This window comes from Aurantimonas sp. HBX-1, from assembly GCF_021391535.1.
Taxonomy (GTDB): domain Bacteria; phylum Pseudomonadota; class Alphaproteobacteria; order Rhizobiales; family Rhizobiaceae; genus Aurantimonas.
This window is the reverse complement of record NZ_CP090066.1, coordinates 3550211-3570709: the sequence shown is the minus strand read 5'-3', so window position 1 is coordinate 3570709 and position 20499 is coordinate 3550211. Positions and strand designations below refer to the sequence as shown.

The following is a 20499-nucleotide window of genomic DNA, read 5'->3' as shown; positions in this document are numbered from 1 at the left end:
GGGGGGTGGGTCGAACCCGCCTTTCGGACCGATTGGATTCTCCCTGTGGCGCCTCCCGCGTCTGGCCTTTGCAACGCTCTTCGCATTGACTGCCGCCCTTGTCCCGGCGGCCGCCGAAACCGCTCCCGGCTTCGCTGCCGACACGCCGCTGTTTCACGAGGAGGCGAAGGCCGCCGGCATCGAGCATGTCTATGGCGGGCCGTGGGAGTTCTTCGTCGGGGGCGGCGGGGCGGCGTTCGACTGCAACGGCGACCGCTTCCCCGACCTGTTCCTGGCCGGCGGCGCGGGCGAGGGCGGCTTCTACGTCAACCGTTCGCAGGAAGCCGGCGCGCTGGCCTTCGAGAAGCTGCCGCAGCCCGTCGACCCGAAGGACCTCGCGAACGTCACCGGCGCCTATCCGCTGGATATCGACCAGGACGGGTTCGAGGACCTCGTGCTGCTGCGGGTCGGCGCGAACGTCCTGCTCAAGGGCGGGCCGGAATGCCGCTTCGAGAAGGCGAACTTCGCCTGGGGCTTCGACGGCGGCCGCGCCTGGACGACGGCCTTCTCGGCGATCTTCGAGCCGGGCGCGTCCTTCCCGACGCTCGCCTTCGGCAATTACGTCGACCGCGCCGCGCCGGGCTCGCCCTGGGGCACCTGCGCCGACAACGCGCTGATCCGACCGCGTTCCGGCCCCGACGGCGGTCCCGACTATTCCGAGCCGCTGGCGCTGTCGCCCGGCTACTGCGCGCTTTCGATGCTGTTCACCGACTGGAACCGCTCGGGCGAGCCGGCGCTGCGGATCACCAACGACCGGCAATATTATCGCGGCGGCGCCGAGCAGCTCTGGCGGCTCGAGCCGGAGCGCGCGCCGCGCCCCTATCGCAAGGCCGATGGCTGGCAGCATCTGTCGATCTGGGGCATGGGCATCGCCGAAGGCGACGTCGACGGCGACGGCACGCCGGAATACGCGCTGAGCTCGATGGGCGACACCAAGCTTCAATTCCTCGACCGGGAGTTCGAGGACGCGCCGACCTATCGCGACGAGGCGTTCGATCGCGGCGCCACGGCGCACCGGCCCTATGTCGAGGACCAGGGCAAGCCGTCGACAGGCTGGCACGCCGAGTTCGCCGATTTCAACAACGACACCGCGCTCGACCTGTTCATCGCCAAGGGCAACGTCGAGGCGATGCCGGACTTCGCCGCCTACGATCCGGACAATCTGCTGATGGGCGGCTTCGACGGGCACTTCACCGAGCGCGGCGGCGAAGCGGGCCTTGCCCTCCCCACCAAGGGACGCGGCGCGCTGGTCGCCGACTTCAATCTCGACGGCGCGCTCGACCTGCTGGTCGTCAATCGCGGCCAACCCGCCAGCCTGTTCCGCAACCGCGGCGCTGCAGCCAGTTTCGGCACCCGGCCGCTCGGCAACTTCGTCGAGGTGTCGCTGGCCCAGAAGGGCGCGAACCGGACCGCCCTCGGCGCCAAGCTGGCGGTGAAGATCGGCACGAGGACGCTCTACCGCACGATCCAGGTCGGCGGCGGCCATGCTTCGGGCCATTCCGGCTTCGTGCATCTCGGCCTCGGCACCGCCGAGCGTGCCGAAATCCGGGTGCAGTGGCCGGATGGCGCGTGGAGCCATCCCTACCGCGTCTTCGCCGACAGCTTCGTGCTGATCGAGCGCGACGCGCCGGCGGCGCGCTACTGGTACCCGGATGCCGACCGGCCGGCCTTCGGCAGCGATCGGGCGGCCGCGCGCTGATCACCTTCCGGCCGCCGGGCGGGTCAATCTGCCGCGGCGGCGGGCGCAACCCGGGGCGGGTTCGGCCTCTTACGGAAAAGTGAGTGCCGCGGCCGCGCAGATTGCCGTAGTCGGCCTCACCGCGGAGCGATGGCTTTCTAGCTAGAGGTCCCGGGCGCTGGTCGAAGCCGGGCGGTACCGCAAGGGTGCCGTCCGCGAATGCCATCATCGAAAAGGAAGCATCCGTGTTGCGAGTGCCGTCGGCAGACGACGAACTGTCATTTCCCGAGTCGCAAGAGCGCCATCGCGCCGAGCGCCCGCCGGAGCTCCGCCCGGCCGGGTTGCCGGTCGGCCGGCGCCGGCTGATCGTGCTCGCGCTCAATCTCGCGACGCTGGTGGCGCTTGCCGCCGGTGTCGTCACGCTGCTCCGGGCCGACGGCGCCATCGACGCGGCCGAATGGATCATGCTGACCGGGTTCCTGCTGGCAACGCCGTGGACCGTGCTCGGCTTCTGGAATGCCGTCATCGGCCTCGTCCTGATGCACGGGCCGGCCGATCCGGCGCGCAGCGTCTACCCATACTACTCGGCAGGCCCCGCCGGTCGGGTCCGGCGCCTGAACAGCCGGACAGCGCTGACGGTCTTCCTGCGCAACGAGGATCCGCGTCCGATCTTCGAGCGGATCGAGGCGATGCGCATCAGCCTCGAGCGCACCGGCCTGCGCGAGCATTTCCGCTTCTTCGTCCTCAGCGACACCAGCGATCCGCAGGTGGCGCGGGCGGAGGAGGCCGAGTTCCGGCGCTTCGCTACCGTCTTCGCCGACAGCGACCCGGCCCGCCCGGTTTACCGCCGACGTGCCGACAATGTCGGCTACAAGGCCGGCAATGTCCGCGACTTCCTCGAAGCGCACGGCGACGATTTCGACTTCTATCTGCCGCTCGACTCCGACAGCGTGATGTCCGGCGACGTCATGGCCCGGCTGGTCGCGACGATGGAGGCGAACCCGCGCTTCGGCATCCTGCAGAGCCTCGTCGTCGGCACGCCGGCGACCAGCGGCTTCGCCCGCATCTTCCAGTTCGGCATGCGCCACGGCATGCGCTCCTTCACCATGGGCGCCAGCTGGTGGACCGCCGATTGCGGCTCCTACTGGGGCCACAACGCCGTCATCCGCACCCGTGCCTTCCGCGACCATTGCGAGCTGCCGATCCTGCCGGGCCGCGCCCCGCTCGGCGGCCACGTGCTCAGCCACGACCAGCTGGAAGCGGTGCTGATGCGCCGCGCCGGCTACGAGGTGCGGATCGTGCCGGTCGAGACGCAGAGCTACGAGACCAGCCCGCCGACCCTGCCGGAATTCGCCAAGCGCGACCTGCGCTGGTGCCAGGGCAACATGCAGTACTGGCGCTTCCTGCGCGCCTCGGGGCTGTTGGCCATCAGCCGATTCCAGATCCTGCAGGCGATCCTGATGTATCTGGCGCCGCCGGCCTGGATCGCGATGACGATCGCCGCAACGGTCAAGGGCGTCACCGGGACGTTCGATCCGGCCTATCTGCAGCTCGGCCTTGGCCTGTTTCTCACCGTCTTCACGCTGTCGATCGCGCCGAAGCTCGCCGGCATGGCCGACGTGCTGATGACCCGCGGCGCCGTCCGCGCCTACGGGGGACCGGTGCGGTTCATCGCCTCGGCGCTGATCGAGATTCCGGTCTCGATGCTGATGGCGCCGATCGTCGCGGTCTATGTCTCCCTGTTCCTCGCGGGCCTGCCGTTCGGGCGCTCGGTGACGTGGAGCGGCCAGAACCGCGACAAGCTTGGTGTCGGCTGGGTGTCGGCGTTCAAGGCGATGTGGCCGCAGACGCTGCTCGGCTTCGCCATGGCGGTGGTGCTCTACAGGGCCGATCCGGTGGCGCTGCTCTGGGGCGCGCCGTTCGTCGCGGGCCTTTGCCTCGCCGTGCCGTTCACCGTCATCACCGCGTCGGCCCGCTTCGGCAAGCTGGTGGCGCGGGCGGGTCTGTTCGCGACGCCGGAGGAGTCCATCCTGCCGCGGGTGCTGCGCGGTCTCGTGCCGTTCGAGGCGCGGCCCTGGCGCGGCGCGCCAGCCCGTCCATCGCCACTGCTTCCGATCGCCGTACCGCTGGCGGCGGAAGTCGAATCCGGGCGTCGCTGATGCCGTTCGGTACCGAGCTCCGCGGCTGGATCGGTGTCCTGAGGAGCCTGCGCGTCTACCATGGCGATCGCAGCCATCGCGATGGGCTCGAGCGGCTCTACCGGCCGTTGCTCGGTCCGGGCGACCTCGCCTTCGATATCGGCGCGCATGTCGGGGACCGGATCCGCGTGCTCCGCCACCTCGGGGCGCGCGTCGTCGCGGTCGAGCCCCAGCCGCGCCTGGCGCGCCTCCTCAGGGCGCTGTTCGCCCGCGACGGGTCGGTGACGATCATCGAGGCCGCGATCGATGCGTCGCCCGGTCTCATCGAACTGCGCATCAACGGCGCCAACCCGACGGTGTCGACGGCGTCGAGCCGGATGGTCGCGGCGGCGGCCGGCGACGAGCGCTGGCGCAGCCAGGTCTGGGACGAGATCGTCAAGGTCGAGGCCACCACCATCGACCGCCTGATCGTCGCCCATGGCGAGCCGACCTTCATCAAGATCGACGTCGAGGGACTGGAGGACCGGGTGCTTTCCGGCCTGAGCCGGCCGGTGAAGGTGTTGTCCTTCGAGTTCACCACGCTGCAGCGCGACGTGGCGCTGCGCAGCCTCGCCCGGGCCGCGGAACTCGGCTACCGGCGCTTCGATCTCTCGCTCGGCGAAACCCACACGATGGTGTTCGGCGAGCCCTGCTCGCTCGCCGCGATGCGCGAGAAGCTGCTCGGTCTCCCGGACGCGGCGAACTCCGGCGACGTCTACTGCTTCCGCGGCGACGCGCCCTGAGCCGGGCGGGGACGGCTCAGCGCTCGAACAGCTGGTCGAGCATGTGGCCGCCGCGTCGCGCCTTGGTCCGCAGGTAGCCGGTGTTCTGAGGCGTCAGCGGGCCGAGCACCGGCGTGCGGGAGACGACGTCGATGCCGCAGGCCCGCAGATAGGCGACCTTCAGCGGATTGTTGGTCAAAAGGTCCACGCGGCTGATGTCGAGGCCGGACAGCATCGCCGCGGCGGCCTCGTAGCGCCGCTCGTCGGCGCCGAAGCCGAGCTGGGCGTCGGCGTCGATCGTATCCAGCCCGGCGCCCTGCAACCCGTAGGCCCGCATCTTCGCGGCGATGCCGGTGCCGCGGCCTTCCTGGTCGAGATAGATCAGCACGCCGCCACCGCGTTCCTCGAGCGTCTTCAGGCCGCCGCGCAGCTGGTCGCCGCAATCGCATTTCAGCGAGCCGAAGAGATCGCCGGTGATGCAGGAGGAGTGGACGCGCACCGGCACCGGCCGGCTGCGGTCGGGATCGCCGACGACGATCGCCACCTGGTCCCGCTGAGCGAGGCCGCCGCGGAAGATCACGAACTCGGCGGCCCCTATGCCCTTCAGCGGCACCTCGGTGCGCGCCACCACCTCGAAGCGGCCGAGCGCGGCGAGATTGGCGGCGTCGAGATCGCCGGGCTCGAGCGAGACGGCGTCGGCGAAGGCCGGGTTGTCCGCCGAGACCCGGCCGCAGACGACCGCCGGCAGCAGCAGCGCCAGCCGCGCGGCGGCAGCCGCCTCCGCCTCCAGGGCGCCGCCGGCCCGCCAGTCGCGCAGCCGGAAGGCGCCGCGCAGATAGCCGAGATGGCAGGCCTCGGCGAAACCGACGCCGCCGAGCGGCACCAGCGCGCCGGTGGGCGCGGCAAGGCCCAGCACCGCCGCGCGGGTCGCCGTGAGGAACAGCTCGTGGCGGCCGCCCAGCGCGGCGCCGAAGGCCGCGAAGGCGGTCTGGTCGGCGGCGTCGAGCGCCAGCGCGGCCAGCGTCGCGCCATCCTCGCCGCGGATCAGCACCGGCCGGCCATAGCGCAGTTCCGCCGCCGCCCGCTCGCAGCGGATCGCCGCCGTCGACCCGGCGGCCGGCAGCAGCGTCGGCTGCGCGGCGGTCGTCGCGTTGATCATCATGTTGCCCATGGCCCGTCCTCGCCCTTACTCACGCACGCATGTCGGGTCTGCCGGCGCAGGCGCCAGCGGTCCGTGGGAGAAACATCGTCTTCGATCCGAAAACGGCGAGAGGCGAAGCGCCGCGTTGACGCAGATGTGCAAAGCCACAGTTTCACCCTCGTGATCCCGCGGTCGACCGCGCCCTCCCATCGGATTAGCCGTTGCAATACAATCTCCTACCGTTCCCGACGTCGACGCGCGCTGCCCGTTCGGCGAGCATTTGCGGCCGGTCCCTAGCCGCGTCGCGGCACATCCGCGCGCCCTCCGTGGCCCGATGACGACACTTTGTCGCGCTTTCTGGCTGGAAGCCGAAGGCCAGGCGGCGCTGCGCGAGGCACGCCTGCCGGCCGTCGCGGCGGGCGAGGTCGCCGTCGAAAGCCGCTTCGGCGCGATCAGCCGCGGTACCGAGGCGCTGGTGGCGGCCGGCAAGGTGCCGCAGAGCGAATACCAGCGCATGCGCGCGCCCTTTCAGGAGGGGGATTTCCCCTTCCCGGTGAAATACGGCTACGCGGTCGTCGGCGACATCGTCGAAGGACCGCCCGAGCGGATCGGCGAGACGGTCTTCTGCCTCTACCCGCACCAGGACCGCTTCGTCCTGCCGGCCGACGCGGCCGTCCCGGTTCCCCAGTCGGTGCCGGCCGAGCGCGCGGTGCTGGCCGCCAACATGGAAACCGCCCTCAACATCGTCTGGGACGCCAGGATCGGGCCCGGCGACCGGGTGGCGGTGGTCGGCGGCGGCCTCGTCGGCATGCTGGTCGGCAGCCTCGCCGCCCGGATCCCGGGCTGCGACGTCACCGTCGTCGACAGCAATGCCGGCCGCGCCGACATCGCCGTTGCGCTCGGCTGCTACTTTGCCGTGCCCGAGGATGCGCCCACCGAATGCGACGTGGTCATCCACGCCTCGGCCAGCGAGGCCGGCCTTGCCACGGCGCTCGGATGCGCCGGCTTCGAGGCGCGGGTCGTCGAGGCGAGCTGGTACGGCGACCGGACCGTCGCGGTACCGCTCGGCGGCGCCTTCCACAGCCAACGCCTGTCGATCGTCGCCTCGCAGGTCGGCCAGCTGCCGCCGGAGCGGCGCGGACGCTGGGACTATCGCCGGCGCCTGACCGCCGCACTTGATTTGTTGGCCGATCCCCGCCTCGACATCCTGATTTCCGGCGAGACGCGCTTCACCGACCTCGCCGCCGCCTATGCCGGGATCCTTTCCGACCCGGCAACGCTCTGCCATCGCATCCGCTATGACTGACCCGAAAGGACTGCCCATGTTCGCCGTCGAAGTTCGCGACCACATGATGATCGCCCACAGCCTGCCGCGCGAGGTGTTCGGCCCGGCGCAGGGCATGCACGGCGCGACCTTCGTGGTCGACGCCGCCTTCTTCACCGAGGACATCGACGACGACGGGCTCGCGATCGACATCGGGCTTGCCACCCAGATCCTGTCCGAGACGCTGAAGCCGCTGAACTACCAGAACCTCGACGCGCTGGAGATCTTCGCCGGCAAGGTGACGACGACGGAATTCCTCGCCCGGCACATCTTCAGGGAGATCGCCAAGCGGATCGAAGCCGGCGCCCTCGGCACCGGCGGGCAGAAGGTCGTCCGCCTGAAGATCCAGCTGCACGAATCCCATGTCGCCCGGGCGTGGTACGAGGCCGATCTTTGACGCGACGGCTGGTTTTCGCCATCCCAGGGGACATCGAGACCCGCAGCGGCGGCTATGGCTACGACCGGCGGATGATGGCGGAACTCGCCGGTCTCGGCCGGGACGTGACGCATCTGGCGCTGCCCGGCAGCTTCCCGGCCCCGAGTCCGGCCGATCTCGAAGCGACGGCGGCCGCCTTCGCCGCGATTCCGGACGGCACGCTGGTGCTGGTCGACGGGCTTGCCTTCGGGGCGATGCCGAACATCGTCACCGCCCAGGCGGGCCGGCTCCGGCTGGTGGCGCTGGTGCACCATCCGCTGGCGCTGGAGGCGGGGCTCTCGACGGCGGAGCGGGAAAGGCTCGATCGCTCGGAACGGGCCGCGCTCGGCGTCGCCGAGCAGGTGGTGGTCACCAGCCCGGCGACGGCGCGGGAACTGGTCGCCAACTGGGGCGTCGAACCCGGCCGCCTCACCGTCGCGCTGCCCGGTACCGACCCGGCGCCGCATGCCACGGGCAGCGGCGGTGCGCCGGTGATCCTCGCCGTCGGCACGGCGATCCCCCGCAAGGACCATGCGACGCTGGTCGCGGCGCTCGCCCGCCTTGCCGACCATGACTGGCGCTGCCGCATCGTCGGCGGCCTGGACGCCGACCCGGCGACGACGGCGGCGTTGCGCGACCAGATCGCCGCCAGCGGCCTATCGGACCGGATCGAACTCGCCGGCGCCCTGCCGGACGTCGCCCCGGAATATCGTCGCGCCGACATCTTCGCCCTCGCCAGCCGCTACGAGGGCTACGGCATGGTGTTCGCCGAGGCGATGGCGAACGGCCTGCCGATCGTCGCCTGCCGGGCTGGCGCGGTCGGCGACGTCGTGCCGGAATCCGCCGGCATCCTCGTCGCTCCGGGGGACGTCGCCGCGTTCGCCGATGGTCTCGGCCGGCTGCTGGCCGACCCGGCGCTGCGGGCGAAGATGGCGGCGGCGTCGCATGCGGCGGGGCAGAAGCTGCCGACGTGGCAGCAATCGGCGGCGGTGCTCTCCGCAGCCCTGGAAGGAGTGGCGCGATGAGCGGCTTCGAGGCACGCTGGCTCGACCTGCGGGAGCCGGCCGACATCGCCGCAAGGGACAGGGGGCTGCTGGAAGCGGCGGCCGCCTATCTCTCCGCCAGGCCGAACGCGCTCGCCGTCGACCTTGGTTGCGGTACTGGTTCGACGCTGCGGACGCTCGGGCCGCTGGTGCCGGGCCTGCGCTGGCGGCTAGTCGACAACGACCCGGCCCTCTTGGCCGAGGCCGAGCGGCGGCGGCCCGCCGGCAGCACCGTAGAGGCCGTCCTCGCCGATCTCGGCGAGCTCGATGCGCTCGAACTCAAGCCGGCCCGGCTCGCCACGGCATCGGCGCTGTTCGACCTCGCTTCGCGGGACTTCGTCGCCGGTCTTGCAAAGCGGCTCGCGCGAGAACGCATCGGCCTCTATGCCGCGCTCAGCTACGACGGGACGATCGCCTTCGATCTGCCGCATCCGCAGGACGCAGCCGTCATTGCGCTGTTCAACGCGCACCAGCGCGGCGACAAGGGCCTCGGCGCGGCGCTCGGGCCGGACGCGGGCGCCGTGCTCGCCGAAGAGCTTGCCGCGCAGGGACTCGATGTCCGCACCGCGCCGAGCCCCTGGCGGCTCGACGCCAGCATGACGGGGCTGCAGACGAAGTTCGTCGAGGGCATGGCGACGGCGGTGGGCGAGACCGGAGAAATGCCCGAGGCGGAGATCGCCGCATGGCTCGACGCGCGCCTCGCTGTGGTCGGTTCCAGCTTCTGCCGGGTCGGCCATCTCGACGTGCTGGCCCTGCCGAAATAGCCGGCCGGCTAGAGCATGCGCTGCAGGGTCGGGTCGCGGCGCAGGACGTGATGGTGCAGCACGCCGCCGATATGCAGCGCGAACAGGACGAGGATGCTCCAGCCGAGGAAGATGTGGACGGTCTTCAGCGTCTCCGCCGCGTCCGATTTGCCGATCGGGCTCCAGACGGTGACGAGGCCGAACCAGTCGAGTGGGAAGCCGAAGGCGTTGGTGGTCAGGAAGCCGATGATGGGCTGGGCGATCAGCGCAACATAAAGCAGCGCATGCACCGTCGCGGCGGCGCGTTCCTCCCAGACCGGCAAAGGCGGGCCGGGCGGCGGCGGCCGTAGCAGCCGCACGGCGAGCCGCGCCAGCATCAGCCAGAGGATCAGGAAGCCGAGCGATTCGTGCAGCATGTAGAAGCTGAGCTTGGTGTCCTCGTTGATGAACTTGATCACCATGCCGAGCGGCCAGACCGCGAGGACGAGGACGGCGACCAGCCAGTGCAGCAGGCGGGAGAGGACCGGATAGCGCCGGTCCTCTGGCAGATAGGCGTCGATCGGCGTCATCGGCGGGCTCCAGGCGGCAGGGCTCGGGGAGCTTACCCGCAGATGGCGGCAGCGCGAAGCCTCGCGATAATGTGCCCGGTCAGGCCCCCAGCGCGGCGTCGATCTCGGCACCGGTTGGCATGGCGGACTGGGCGCCGAGCTTCCGGCAGGCGAGGGAACCGGCGACAACCGCCCGGCGGGCCGCATCGGAGAGGGCGAGTCCGGCCGCGAGCCCGGCCGCCAGCACGCCCACGAACGTGTCGCCGGCGCCTGTCGTGTCGACCACCGTCACCTTGTGGGCCGCGATCCGGCTGGGTGGCCCCGCGGCGTCCGCGACCACCGCGCCCTCGGCGCCCAGCGTGGCGATCACTACGATGCCGTAGCGCTCCGCCAGCCTGCGGGCCTGTTCGGCGGCGTCGCCTGTCGCAAGATCCGCCAGACCCGCGGCGGCGGCCAGCTCCGTCTCGTTCACCACCAGGCAGTCGGTCAGCGACAGAAGTTGCGTGAGCGTCGGCGCGTCGAGCCCGCGCGGCACCGGCGCCAGGTTGACGATCACCGGCGCGCCGCGCGCCCGCGCCTTCGTCGCGGCGGCGAGGCTCTCGGCGAGCGGCGTCTCCATCTGCAGCACGAGGACGCTCCCCGCACCAAGCCGGTCGTCGTCCAGCCCCGCCGCGGCGAGACGGCCGTTGGCGCCGCTGGCGACGGTGATGGCGTTCTCGCCGGCAGCGTCGATGCTGATGAAGGCGCAGCCGGTGCGGTCCGCCACCGTCTGGATGGCCGACATGTCGATGCCTTCCGACGCGAGATTGGCGGTGACGGCCCGGCCCAGCTCGTCCCCGCCGACGGCACCCACCATGGCGACCCGGCCTTCCCCGCCCAGCGCCCGCGCGGCGGCGACCGCCTGGTTTGCCCCCTTGCCGCCGAACAGCTGGTCGTAGCCCGGCGCCAGCACCGTCTCGCCCGGCCGCGGGATGGTCTCGACCCGGCAGACGAGGTCGACATTCAGCGAGCCGAACACCACGACCGTGGCCGCCGCCGGCGCTTGGACGCTCATCGCGGGGTCATTCCGGGTGTCGGTGGATCGGGTCGATCCAAAGGACGGTTTCGGGCGCCTCGACCGGGTCGATGTCGGGAATGTTGACCACCACCGCCTCGTTGTCGGAACGCACCAGCACGCATTCGAGCGGCTCGCCGGGATCGGCGTTGATCTCCTGGTGCGGCACGTAGGGCGGCACGAAGATGAAGTCGCCGGGCCCTGCCTCGGCAACGAATTCCAGGCGGTCGCCCCAGCGCATCCGGGCCTTGCCGCGCAGCACGAAGATGACGCTTTCCAGCGCGCCGTGGTGATGCACGCCGGTCTTGGCGTCCGGCTCGATCGTCACGGTGCCGGCCCAGATCTTCTGGGCGCCGACGCGGGCGTGATTGATCGCCGCCTGACGAAACATGCCGGGGGTCTGGGCGGTGTTGGGATCGAGCTGGTCGCCCTTGATGACGCGCACGCCGTCATGCTTCCAGCGCGGCTCGTGGGAATGGGTTTCGGTCATCGGGCGGGTCCGCTGTTCCATTGCGGCGGGCAGGCTAGCGCGCCGCCGCCGCGAACGAAAGCCTCGGCGGCGGTTCGCCTCAGGCCGCGGCGGCGCAGGCGGCGCAGCGGCCGCGCAGTTCGATCGTGGTCTTGGCGACGGCGAAGTCGACGTCGCGCGCCAGCGTCTCCAGCCGGTGGATCGTCGCGTCGTCGGAGAGTTCGAGAACCTTGCCGCAATGCTCGCAGATGGCGAACACCGCCGCGTCGTGGTCGCCGTGGCCGTGATGGCAGGCGACGAAGGCGTTGAGGCTCTCCAGTCGGTGGACGAGGCCGATCACCACCAGCTTGTCGAGCGCCCGGTAGACCTGCAGCGGTGCCCGCAGCCCCTCCTCGCGCAGATTGTCGAGGATCGTATAGGCGCTGAGCGGGCCGGGGGCGCGCGTCAGCGCCGTGTACACCAGCGACTGGTTGCGCGTCAGCGGGGGATGGGCGTGCGCCGGCGTCATGGCTGCACGCCTTCCGCAGTCCTGCCGCGCAGCGCCACGGCCCAGCCGGCCAGCGGCGACAGGCTGACCAGGAACAGCAGCAGCGCGGCGACGACGATGGACGGTCCCGACGGCGTGTCCCATTGCAGCGAGCCGAACAGGCCGCCGATGGCGGCGAGGACGCCGATCAACGCCGCGAGTGCCGCCATGCCCTCCGGGCTCACCGAGAACCGCCGCGCCGCCGCGGCCGGAATGATCAGCAGCGCGGTGATCAGCAGGACGCCGACGATCTTCATGGCGATGGCGATGACCACCGCCATCAGCAACATGAAGATCAAATTGGCGCGCTCGGGCCGCATGCCCTCCGCCGCGGCGAGATCGGCATTGACCGTGGCGGCGAAGAGCGGCCGCCAGATCGCCGCCAGCACGGCGAGGACGAGGGCGCCGCCGCCGTAGATCAGCGCGATGTCGGTGCGCGAGACGGCGAGGATGTCGCCGAACAGCAGGCCCATCAGGTCGACCCGCACCCACGGCATGAAGGCGATCACCACCAGCCCGATGGCGAGCGCCGAATGCGACAAGAGGCCGAGCAGCGAATCGGAGGAGAGCGAGGCGCGGCGCTGCAGCCACAGGAGCGCCAGCGACACGAAGGCGGCCACGACGAAGACCGCCAGCGTGACGTTGACCTCGAGCAGCAAGGCCAGCGCGACGCCGAGCAGCGCGGCGTGCGACAGCGTGTCGCCGAAATAGGCGAGCCGCCGCCAGACGATGAAGCAGCCGAGCGGGCCGGCGACGAGGGCGACGCCGATCGCCGCCACGAAGGCGCGGGCGAGGAAGCCGTCAAGCATGGGTCTTCTCCGGATGCGAGGCCGCGGGGGTCGTTTCCACGGCATGGTCGTGCCCCGCATGGGAGTGTCCCGCGTGATCGTGCGGGCCTTCGCAATGGTCGGTGACGGTGCCGTCGGCCTGGCGCACCCGCCCGTCCGGCAGATGCGTGTGGTCGTGGTGGTGGCGGTAGAATGCCAGCGCGTCGGCCGTGCGGTCGCCGAACAGTCGGCGATACTCGTCGCTCGCCGCCACGGCGCTCGGTGCGCCCTGGCAGCAGATATGGCCGTTGAGGCAGATCACCCGGTCGGTCGCCGCCATCACCACGTGCAGATCGTGCGAGATCAAGAGGATGCCGCAGCCGAGCCGGTCGCGGATGGACACGATCAGCTCGTAGAGCGCGATCTCGCCGGAGAAGTCGACGCCCTGCACCGGCTCGTCGAGGACCAGCAGCTGCGGCTTGCGCGCGATCGCCCGCGCCAGCATGGCGCGCTGGAACTCGCCGCCCGACAATTCGCGAACCTCGGCATGGCGCAGATGCGAGATGCCGGTGCTCGCCAGGGCGGCGGCGATCTCGTCCGGGGTCAGGCGATTGGTCAGCTGCATGAAGCGCTGGACGGTGAGCGGCATCGTCCAGTCGACCGAGACCTTCTGCGGCACGTAGCCGACGCGCAGGTCCGCGGCGCGCCGCGCCGTACCCTCGGCCGGCGCCCAGATGCCGAGCGCCAGCTTCGCCGTGGTCGACTTCCCCGAGCCGTTCGGCCCGATCAGCGTGACGATCTCGCCGGGCCGCACCTCGAGGTCGACGCCGCGCACCAGCCAGCGGCCGGAACGCTGCATGCCGGCACCGGCGAGCGAGACGAGAGGGGACGAGGCGGTCATTGGTTCAACCAAGGCGAATGCGGGAAAGGCACTTGAGCTTCCATATTTCATACGTTATAGCATTACGCAACAATGTAACGTGATAACAAAACATCCTCTGGAGATCCGCATGGTCCGCCTGCTTGCCCTGTCCACCTCGCTGCTCCTCGCCACGGCCGGCATCGCCGCGGCCGCGCCGAATGTGGTCGTCTCCATCAAGCCGCTGCATTCGCTGGTCGCGGCGGTGATGGAAGGCGTCGGCGAGCCGTCGCTGATCGTCGCCGGCGCCGGCTCGCCGCACAGTTACGCGCTGAAGCCGTCGCAGGCCGCGGATCTGGAACAGGCCGACCTGATCTTCTGGATGGGCCACGAACTGGAGACCTTCCTGGAGCGTCCGATCGAGACGATCGGCGCCGGCGCCACGTCCGTGTCGCTGATCGATGCGCCGGGCCTGGAGCTTCTGCCCTTCCGCGAAGGCGGCGCGTTCGAGAAGCACGACCACGCGCACGAGGGGCACGAGGCGGCGGAAGCGGGCGGGGCGCATGAGCACGCCCATGCGGAAGAGGCGGCCGGCGCGGAACATGATCATGCCCACGAGGCCGCCGCAGAGGAGCCGCACGACCACGCACACGAGGCGGGAGAAGCCGGTCATGAGCATGGCGAGTTCGATCCGCATGTCTGGCTCGACCCCCAGAACGCCAAGGCGCTCGCCGGGGCGATCGAGAACGCCCTCGCTGCGGCCGATCCGGACAACGCCGCGCGCTATGCGGCCAACACCGCCGCGCTCGACCAGCGCCTCGACGCGCTGACGGAAAAGGTGCAGGCCGAGCTCGAGCCGGTGAAGGGCCGCGGCTTCATCGTCTTCCACGACGGCTATCATTATTTCGAGCACCGCTTCGGGCTCGAGGCGTCCGGCTCGATCACCATCAATCCCGAAACGCCGCCCGGTGCCGAGCGGGTCGCGGAGATCCAGGCGCGCGTGCGCGAACTCGGCGCCACCTGCGTCTTCGCCGAACCGCAATTCGAGCCGCGCATCATCTCGATGGTGACCGAGGGCACCGACGCCCGCACCGGCCGGCTCGACCCGCTCGGCGCCGATATTGCCGACGGGCCGGAGCTGTACTTCCAGCTGATCGAGACCATGGCGGCATCGATGCGCGACTGCCTTGCCGACCCAAGCTGACGGGCCGGGCGCGCTTCGGTCCTTCATTGCGCGCTTCCGCGGCACGGTCACAGAAGCGTGGGGACGCAAGTCGGCCCATTGAGCCGCAACGCCCCGTCGCGCTAAAGCCGTTGGGCTCCGTCGGCCGGATGACGAGGGCCGCGGTCTCCCCGCGGTGATCCGGCCGATGGCGGAACGGGCGAGGGGAAGCGGCATGGCCGACGATCGGACGATCGAGGAATTCGACTACATCGTCGCGGGGGCCGGATCGGCGGGCTGCGTGCTCGCCAACCGCCTGTCGGCCGATCCGCGCAACCGCGTCCTGCTGCTGGAGGGCGGCGGCAAGGACAACTGGATCTGGTTCCACATCCCGGTCGGCTACCTCTTCGCCATCGGCAATCCGCGCTCCGACTGGATGTTCCGCACGGTGCCGCAGGCGGGACTGAACGGCCGGGCGCTGGCCTATCCGCGCGGCAAGACGCTGGGCGGCTCCTCGGCGATCAACGCCATGATCTACATGCGCGGCCAGGCCGCCGACTACGATCACTGGCGCCAGCTGGGCCTCGCCGGCTGGGGCTGGGACGACGTCCTGCCGGTGTTCAGGGACATCGAGGACCATGTCGACGGGTCGAGCGAGTTCCACGGCGCGGGCGGCGAATGGCGGGTCGAGCACCCGCGCATCCGCTGGGACATTCTCGACCGCGTGCGCGATGCCGCCGAGGCGGCGGGGGTGCCGAAGATCGTCGACTTCAACACCGGCGACAACGAGGGCTCGGCCTATTTCCAGGTGAACCAGAAGGGCGGCCGGCGCTGGAGCGCGGCGCGCGGCTTCCTGAAGCCGGTGCTGCATCGTCCGAACCTCACCGTCGCCACCGGCGTGCTCATCGAGAAGGTGGCGATCGAGGACGGCCGCGCCGTCGCGGTCCACTACCGCAGGGACGGCGAGGCGATCGAGGCGCGGGCGCGGGGCGAGATCGTGCTGTCCGCCGGCGCCGCCGGCTCGCCGCTGATCCTCGAGCGCTCCGGCATCGGCGACGGCGAGCGCCTGCGCGCCCACGGGCTGGAATGCCGTCATCATCTGCCGGGGGTCGGCGAGAATCTGCAGGACCATCTGCAGATCCGGCCGATCTACAAGGTGCACGGCATCAAGACGCTGAATTCCGAATACGCCAATCTCTTCCGTCGGGCGATGATGGGCGTCGACTACGCGCTGCGCCGCCACGGGCCGCTGACCATGGCGCCGAGCCAGGTCGGCGCGTTCGTCAAGTCCGGCCCCCGCTACGCCACGGCCAATCTGGAGTTCCATTTCCAGCCGCTGTCGCTCGACGACTGGGGCGCCGGCCTGCACAAATTCTCGGCCTTCACGGCGAGCGTCTGCAACCTCCGGCCGACCAGCCGCGGCCGCATCCACATGTCCGGCCCGGATTTTGACCACCCGCCGGAGATCGATCCGAACTATCTTTCGACCGATGAGGATCGCGAGGTGGCGGTCGAGAGCCTCGAATGGGCCCGCCGCATCGTCGCCCAGCCGCCGCTCGCGCCCTACCGGCCGGAAGAATACAAGCCCGGCGCCCATGTCGCCTCGAAGGAGGAGATGCTGGTTGCCGCCGGCGACCTCGGCACGACGATCTTCCACCCGGTCGGCACGGCGAAAATGGGGCCGGACAACGACCCGATGGCGGTACTGGACGAGCGGCTGCGGGTGCGCGGCATCGCCGGCCTGCGGGTCGCCGACGCTTCCGTGATGCCGACCATCACCTCCGGCAACACCAATTCGCCGACGATCATGATCGCGGAAAAGGCGGCGCGGATGATGTTGGCGGACGGCAAAGTCCGATGACGCCACGCATGACAGAATGGGACGTTGCATGCTCGATCGCCGCGCCATGATCAAGCTGGTCGGCGCCCTCCCGCTGCTGGCGACGACATCGGCCAGTGCCCAGGGCGCCGCGGCGGGCCCGTATCCGGTGAGCGACCATTTCGATGGCGAACGCTTCCATAATCCGGACAACGCGCCGGCGAAGGGCCTTCGGGACCTGCTGCGCTGGCAGTGGAGCGGCGAGCGTACCGAATGGCCGGAGGGCTATCCCAGCCCCTTTCCGCTCGACCGCCCGCCGTCGCGGGTCGATGCCGGGCTGCGGGTCGTCCTCGTCGGCCATTCCAGCTTCCTCATCCAGGGCGGCGGCCTCAACATCCTGGTGGACCCGGTGTGGTCCGAGCGCGCCAGCCCGCTCGCCTTTGCCGGGCCGCGCCGCAGGAACGTCCCGGGGATCGCCTTCGACGACCTGCCGGCGATCGATGTCGTGCTGGTCAGCCACAACCATTACGACCATCTGGATCGTGCCACCCTGCTGCGCGTCTTCGAGCGCGATGCGCCGCTCTTCGTGACGCCGCTCGGCAACGACCGCGTCATCCGCGGCCGCGAGCGCGGCATGCGGATCGTGACGGCTGACTGGGGCGACGGGGTCGAGCTCGGGCAGGGCGCATCGGTCCGTCTCGAGCCCGCCCGCCACTGGTCGACGCGCGGTCCAGGCAGCCGCAATCGCGCCCTTTGGTGCGCCTTCACGCTGCGGCTGGCCGGCCGGACTGTCTACTATGCCGGCGACACCGGCTTCGGCGACGGGGCGCAGTTCCGCCAGGCGGCGGCCAACGCCGAGGCGATCGACCTGGCGCTGCTGCCGATCGGCGCCTACGCGCCGCGCTGGTTCATGCAGGACCAGCACATCAATCCCGCGGAAGCCGTGCTTGCCTTCGAGATCCTCGGCGCGAAGCACGCGCTCGGCTGTCACTGGGGCACGTTCCAGCTGACCGACGAGGCCGTCGACGCGCCGGCACGGGAGCTGGCGGCGGCGTTGCAGGCCCGCGGTATCGCGCCCGAGCGCTTCGTCGCCGCCCGCCCCGGCCAGGTCTGGACCCATGCGTAGGCCGCGGGTCCCGGCAGCGCCGTCCCTGCCGCGCTCGGGGGCCGCGCCATGACCAGGGTGCTTCTCGTCGGCGCGACCGGGCTGGTGGGAGGCCTCGTCCTCGGCCGGCTCGTCGGCGATCCGCGCTTCACCGCGATCGTCGCGCCGGTGAGGCGTCCGATCGCCCCGGCGGCAAAACTCCTGGCGCCGGTCGTCGACTTCGACGCCCTGCCGCCGGACGCCGACTGGTGGGCGGTCGACGCGGTGATCTGCGCGCTCGGCACGACGATCCGCCAGGCAGGGTCGCAGGAGGCCTTCCGGCACGTCGACCACGATCTGGCGCTGCGTGTAGCAAGCATGGCGCGTGCCCATGGCGCAGCATGCTGCGTCGTCGTCACAGCGCACGGGGCGTCGGCCTCCTCGCGATTCTTCTACAACCGGGTGAAGGGCGAGCTGGAGCACGACCTCGCGGCCCTGGGCTTTCCATCGCTCACCTTCGTCCGTCCGGGCCTCATCGGCGGCGAGCGCCCGGAGCCGCGTCCCGCCGAGAAAGCCGCTTCGCTCGCCCTGCGGACCCTCGGCCCGATCCTGCCGCGATCCCTGCGGATCAATCCTGCCGACCGGATCGCCGACGCCATCGTCGCGGCCGCCGCCGATGCCCGGCCGGGCGTCCACGTGGTGGCGTCGAAGGCGCTCGCGTAACGTTAAGCATCGCCGATCGAGCGAGAGGCGCGCACCGGCGGCCGATCCTGGGCGCCGAGGCCCTCGATCCCGGCCCGCGGAAACCGCCGGTCGCTCGAGACCATCCGCCGTCCTGACCCGTGCTCGCGGACCGGCTGCTGCCGGCGCCGCTCTTTCGTCCCTAGACCAGGCGGAGCGCGACCCGCAGCCCGTGCGGCTGACGGTTTTCGAGGAGCAGCGTTCCCCCGATCCGCTCGGCGCAGAGCGCGGCGATGCTGAGGCCGAGGCCGCTGCCGACCGGCGATCGGGCCGAGCCCCGGAAGAACCGCTCCGTCGCGCGCGCGATCTCGTTCTCCGGCATGCCCGGCCCCTGGTCCTCGACGACGATCGCCTCCGCCGACCAGCTCACCGTCACCACGGCGCCGGGGGGCGAGTGGTTGATGGCGTTCTCCACGATGTTGCGGAGCGCCAGCGCCAGCAGCGGCTCGCTGGCCCGCACGACGACGGCCGCGGCAGGCGGCAGGAGCTCGAGGCGGATGCCGCGCAGCTCGGCCTGGGCCGAATGCTCGGCCGCCATCGACCGCAGGAACCGCGCAAGGTCCACCAGATCGTCGCCACTTGCCGCTCCGACGGCTTCGGCTTCCGCCGTGGCGAGCAGCTGGCGCACCAGGCGCGAGGTCCGGTCGACGGCGGTGACGATCTGGGCGAGCGCCGCCTGGCGGACGTCCTCCCGGTCGGTGCGCAGCGATATCTCCGCCTGCGTCTTCAGGCCGGCGAGCGGCGTGCGCAGTTCGTGGGCGGCGTAGGCGAGGAAGACGCGCTCGCGCTCCCGTGTCTCGCGCACCCGCTCGAACAGGCCGTTAAGGGCAGTGGCGACGGGGCGGATCTCCGCCGCCGCCGCGTCGGCGGAGATCGGATGCAGATCGTCCGCCTTTCGGCGTCGCAGGCCTTCGGCCAGCTCGTCGAGCGGCCGCATGCCCCGGCCGACGCCGAACCAGATCAGCGCTCCCAGCGCCGGCACCACCAGCGCCATCGGCAGCAGCAGCCCCTTCACCACGTCCCGCACCAGCCGGGCGCGGATGTCGAGATTGTCGCCGACCAGCACCTGGATGCCGAGCGCCTGATTCTCGACGGCGAAGACGCGCCACGTCTCGCCATCGATCTCGCGCTCGGAAAACCCGTCCCGGTGATCCGACAGGCGGGTCTCCGGGGCGCCGTCCGACTTGCCGATCAGCGAGCCGGTCAGCGACCAGATCTGGCAGGAAAGCTGACGCTCGTACGAAGCGCCGGTCCGGACCGGCGGCGCCGGGCGATCGAGCGAGGCGACCGCGACGTCGATATCCTGGCTGTCGACCAGCGAGGAGACCATCCGCGCCGCCTCCATTAGCCTCGCATCGAGCACGTGCTCGACCTCGGCGCGCGTGCTGACATAGATCCAGACGGTGGCGAGCGCCCAGACCAGCCCGGTGGCGAGGACCAGGATGGCGAACAGGCGCCCCTTCAGCGAGCCGCGCATCAGGCTTCCCGCAGACGGTAGCCGACGCCGCGCAGCGTCTCGATGAAGCGGCTGCCGAACTTGCCCCGCAGATTGTGGACGTGCACCTCGACGGCATTGCTCTCGACGCCTTCGTCAAAGCCGTAGAGCTTCTCCTCCAGCTGCGGCTTCGACTGGATCGCGCCCGGATGCTGCATCAGCGCGTGGAGGATGGCGAACTCGCGCCGCGACAGGCGGATCTCGGCGCCCTCTCTCGATGCCGTCATCGTCGCCGGGTCGAGCCGCACGCCGCCCCATTCGAGGCAGCTGTCGGGGCGCGTGGCGCCGCGGCGCATCAGCGCCCGCAGGCGCGCCGCCACCTCGTCCAGCTCGAACGGCTTGCCGAGATGGTCGTCGGCGCCGCCGTCGAGGCCCTTCACCCGGTCGCCCAGCGCGTCGAGGGCGGTCAGCAGCAGCACCGGCGTCGTGTCGCCGCGCCCGCGCAGCCGCGCCAGCATGTCGTGGCCGGATCCGTCGGGCAGCATGACGTCGAGCACCACGGCGTCGAATCCGCCGACCGCCAGCGCGGCCTCGCCGGCCTCGCAGCAATCGGCGAGGTCGGCGGTGAAGCCGCTGATGCCGAGCCCGACCTTGAGGCCGTTGCCGATGATGTCGTCGTCCTCGACGATCAGTATGCGCATGCCTGCTCCCGTCATTGCTGCCGACGACGGCGATCCTGCCGACGCACCTTAA

At 70.9% G+C, this 20499-nt stretch carries 20 protein-coding genes; 11 read left to right on the top strand and 9 right to left on the bottom strand.

The window, feature by feature from the left end; translation table 11 throughout:
- Positions 1 to 85: 85 nt before the first annotated feature.
- From LXB15_RS16890 to LXB15_RS16880, 3 genes are all read left to right on the top strand, one after another.
- The gene (locus LXB15_RS16890) at positions 86 to 1738 is read left to right on the top strand and encodes a CRTAC1 family protein (protein WP_233949549.1); all 1653 of its coding nucleotides are present in this window, start codon (positions 86 to 88) and stop codon (positions 1736 to 1738) included.
- A gap of 224 nt (positions 1739 to 1962) precedes the next feature.
- A complete protein-coding gene (gene mdoH / locus LXB15_RS16885; RefSeq protein WP_233949548.1) occupies positions 1963 to 3876 on the top strand; it encodes a glucans biosynthesis glucosyltransferase MdoH in 1914 nt (637 codons plus the stop codon).
- Positions 3876 to 4637 carry an FkbM family methyltransferase gene (locus LXB15_RS16880; RefSeq protein ID WP_233949547.1) on the top strand — a complete coding sequence of 254 codons (762 nt, stop codon included), beginning with the start codon at positions 3876 to 3878 and terminating at the stop codon, positions 4635 to 4637. Before mdoH ends, LXB15_RS16880 begins: the two co-directional genes overlap by 1 nt.
- Positions 4638 to 4653: 16 nt before the next feature.
- Here LXB15_RS16880 and ribA read toward each other — a convergent pair whose 3' ends face one another.
- On the bottom strand, positions 4654 to 5787 hold the full coding sequence (ribA, locus tag LXB15_RS16875; RefSeq protein ID WP_370640126.1) for a GTP cyclohydrolase II RibA: 1134 nt from the start codon (positions 5785 to 5787) through the stop codon (positions 4654 to 4656).
- A gap of 304 nt (positions 5788 to 6091) precedes the next feature.
- On the opposite strand from ribA, the gene LXB15_RS16870 reads away from it, so the two are divergent.
- The 4 genes from LXB15_RS16870 to LXB15_RS16855 are packed head-to-tail and all read left to right on the top strand — an operon-like array spanning position 6092 to position 9303.
- Positions 6092 to 7063 carry a zinc-binding alcohol dehydrogenase gene (locus tag LXB15_RS16870; RefSeq protein WP_233949546.1) on the top strand — a complete coding sequence of 324 codons (972 nt, stop codon included), beginning with the start codon at positions 6092 to 6094 and terminating at the stop codon, positions 7061 to 7063.
- A gap of 16 nt (positions 7064 to 7079) precedes the next feature.
- Positions 7080 to 7478 carry a 6-carboxytetrahydropterin synthase gene (locus tag LXB15_RS16865; RefSeq protein ID WP_233949545.1) on the top strand — a complete coding sequence of 133 codons (399 nt, stop codon included), beginning with the start codon at positions 7080 to 7082 and terminating at the stop codon, positions 7476 to 7478.
- On the top strand, positions 7475 to 8521 hold the full coding sequence (locus LXB15_RS16860; RefSeq protein WP_233949544.1) for a glycosyltransferase family 4 protein: 1047 nt from the start codon (positions 7475 to 7477) through the stop codon (positions 8519 to 8521). The genes LXB15_RS16865 and LXB15_RS16860 overlap by 4 nt, the downstream gene beginning before the upstream one ends.
- Positions 8518 to 9303 (top strand): trans-aconitate 2-methyltransferase, encoded by a 786-nt coding sequence (locus LXB15_RS16855; protein ID WP_233949543.1) that lies wholly within the window; start codon positions 8518 to 8520, stop codon positions 9301 to 9303. Before LXB15_RS16860 ends, LXB15_RS16855 begins: the two co-directional genes overlap by 4 nt.
- 8 nt (positions 9304 to 9311) lie before the next feature.
- On the opposite strand, the gene LXB15_RS16850 is transcribed toward LXB15_RS16855, so the two are convergent.
- From LXB15_RS16850 to LXB15_RS16825, 6 genes are all read right to left on the bottom strand, one after another.
- On the bottom strand, positions 9312 to 9851 hold the full coding sequence (locus tag LXB15_RS16850; RefSeq protein WP_233949542.1) for a cytochrome b: 540 nt from the start codon (positions 9849 to 9851) through the stop codon (positions 9312 to 9314).
- A gap of 79 nt (positions 9852 to 9930) precedes the next feature.
- The gene (locus LXB15_RS16845; protein WP_233949541.1) at positions 9931 to 10884 is read right to left on the bottom strand and encodes a ribokinase; all 954 of its coding nucleotides are present in this window, start codon (positions 10882 to 10884) and stop codon (positions 9931 to 9933) included.
- A 7-nt stretch (positions 10885 to 10891) separates the two neighbouring features.
- Entirely contained in the window at positions 10892 to 11374 is a 483-nt protein-coding gene (locus tag LXB15_RS16840; protein WP_233949540.1) for a cupin domain-containing protein, read from the bottom strand.
- A gap of 79 nt (positions 11375 to 11453) precedes the next feature.
- A complete protein-coding gene (locus LXB15_RS16835; RefSeq protein ID WP_233949539.1) occupies positions 11454 to 11861 on the bottom strand; it encodes a Fur family transcriptional regulator in 408 nt (135 codons plus the stop codon).
- Positions 11858 to 12688: a metal ABC transporter permease gene (locus LXB15_RS16830; RefSeq protein ID WP_233949538.1), complete on the bottom strand. Its 831-nt coding sequence runs from the start codon at positions 12686 to 12688 to the stop codon at positions 11858 to 11860. Before LXB15_RS16830 ends, LXB15_RS16835 begins: the two co-directional genes overlap by 4 nt.
- Positions 12681 to 13547: an ATP-binding cassette domain-containing protein gene (locus LXB15_RS16825; protein WP_370640125.1), complete on the bottom strand. Its 867-nt coding sequence runs from the start codon at positions 13545 to 13547 to the stop codon at positions 12681 to 12683. The genes LXB15_RS16830 and LXB15_RS16825 overlap by 8 nt, the downstream gene beginning before the upstream one ends.
- 109 nt (positions 13548 to 13656) lie before the next feature.
- On the opposite strand from LXB15_RS16825, the gene znuA reads away from it, so the two are divergent.
- From znuA to LXB15_RS16805, 4 genes are all read left to right on the top strand, one after another.
- On the top strand, positions 13657 to 14709 hold the full coding sequence (gene znuA / locus LXB15_RS16820; protein WP_370640124.1) for a zinc ABC transporter substrate-binding protein ZnuA: 1053 nt from the start codon (positions 13657 to 13659) through the stop codon (positions 14707 to 14709).
- A gap of 193 nt (positions 14710 to 14902) precedes the next feature.
- Entirely contained in the window at positions 14903 to 16528 is a 1626-nt protein-coding gene (locus tag LXB15_RS16815; RefSeq protein WP_233949537.1) for a GMC family oxidoreductase, read from the top strand.
- A 28-nt stretch (positions 16529 to 16556) separates the two neighbouring features.
- Entirely contained in the window at positions 16557 to 17612 is a 1056-nt protein-coding gene (locus tag LXB15_RS16810) for an MBL fold metallo-hydrolase (RefSeq protein WP_233949536.1), read from the top strand.
- Between the two features lie 48 nt (positions 17613 to 17660).
- Positions 17661 to 18293 carry an NAD-dependent dehydratase gene (locus LXB15_RS16805; protein WP_233949535.1) on the top strand — a complete coding sequence of 211 codons (633 nt, stop codon included), beginning with the start codon at positions 17661 to 17663 and terminating at the stop codon, positions 18291 to 18293.
- 160 nt (positions 18294 to 18453) lie between these two features.
- Here LXB15_RS16805 and LXB15_RS16800 read toward each other — a convergent pair whose 3' ends face one another.
- Positions 18454 to 19788 (bottom strand): ATP-binding protein, encoded by a 1335-nt coding sequence (locus LXB15_RS16800; RefSeq protein ID WP_233949534.1) that lies wholly within the window; start codon positions 19786 to 19788, stop codon positions 18454 to 18456.
- A complete protein-coding gene (locus LXB15_RS16795) occupies positions 19788 to 20447 on the bottom strand; it encodes a response regulator transcription factor (protein WP_233949533.1) in 660 nt (219 codons plus the stop codon). The genes LXB15_RS16800 and LXB15_RS16795 overlap by 1 nt, the downstream gene beginning before the upstream one ends.
- Positions 20448 to 20499: the final 52 nt, after the last annotated feature.

What these genes read in the sequence shown, in the direction of transcription:
- LXB15_RS16840 (WP_233949540.1), bottom strand. Translation starts at nt 11,374, where the DNA reads ATGACCGAAACCCATTCCCACGAGCCGCGCTGGAAGCATGACGGCGTG.
- LXB15_RS16815 (WP_233949537.1), top strand. Translation starts at nt 14,903, where the DNA reads ATGGCCGACGATCGGACGATCGAGGAATTCGACTACATCGTCGCGGGG.
- LXB15_RS16795 (WP_233949533.1), bottom strand. Translation starts at nt 20,447, where the DNA reads ATGCGCATACTGATCGTCGAGGACGACGACATCATCGGCAACGGCCTC.
- LXB15_RS16810 (WP_233949536.1), top strand. Translation starts at nt 16,557, where the DNA reads ATGCTCGATCGCCGCGCCATGATCAAGCTGGTCGGCGCCCTCCCGCTG.
- LXB15_RS16845 (WP_233949541.1), bottom strand. Translation starts at nt 10,884, where the DNA reads ATGAGCGTCCAAGCGCCGGCGGCGGCCACGGTCGTGGTGTTCGGCTCG.
- ribA (WP_370640126.1), bottom strand. Translation starts at nt 5,787, where the DNA reads ATGGGCAACATGATGATCAACGCGACGACCGCCGCGCAGCCGACGCTG.
- LXB15_RS16870 (WP_233949546.1), top strand. Translation starts at nt 6,092, where the DNA reads ATGACGACACTTTGTCGCGCTTTCTGGCTGGAAGCCGAAGGCCAGGCG.
- znuA (WP_370640124.1), top strand. Translation starts at nt 13,657, where the DNA reads ATGGTCCGCCTGCTTGCCCTGTCCACCTCGCTGCTCCTCGCCACGGCC.
- LXB15_RS16880 (WP_233949547.1), top strand. Translation starts at nt 3,876, where the DNA reads ATGCCGTTCGGTACCGAGCTCCGCGGCTGGATCGGTGTCCTGAGGAGC.
- LXB15_RS16830 (WP_233949538.1), bottom strand. Translation starts at nt 12,688, where the DNA reads ATGCTTGACGGCTTCCTCGCCCGCGCCTTCGTGGCGGCGATCGGCGTC.
- LXB15_RS16835 (WP_233949539.1), bottom strand. Translation starts at nt 11,861, where the DNA reads ATGACGCCGGCGCACGCCCATCCCCCGCTGACGCGCAACCAGTCGCTG.
- LXB15_RS16800 (WP_233949534.1), bottom strand. Translation starts at nt 19,788, where the DNA reads ATGCGCGGCTCGCTGAAGGGGCGCCTGTTCGCCATCCTGGTCCTCGCC.
- LXB15_RS16805 (WP_233949535.1), top strand. Translation starts at nt 17,661, where the DNA reads ATGACCAGGGTGCTTCTCGTCGGCGCGACCGGGCTGGTGGGAGGCCTC.
- LXB15_RS16865 (WP_233949545.1), top strand. Translation starts at nt 7,080, where the DNA reads ATGTTCGCCGTCGAAGTTCGCGACCACATGATGATCGCCCACAGCCTG.
- LXB15_RS16855 (WP_233949543.1), top strand. Translation starts at nt 8,518, where the DNA reads ATGAGCGGCTTCGAGGCACGCTGGCTCGACCTGCGGGAGCCGGCCGAC.
- LXB15_RS16850 (WP_233949542.1), bottom strand. Translation starts at nt 9,851, where the DNA reads ATGACGCCGATCGACGCCTATCTGCCAGAGGACCGGCGCTATCCGGTC.
- LXB15_RS16825 (WP_370640125.1), bottom strand. Translation starts at nt 13,547, where the DNA reads ATGACCGCCTCGTCCCCTCTCGTCTCGCTCGCCGGTGCCGGCATGCAG.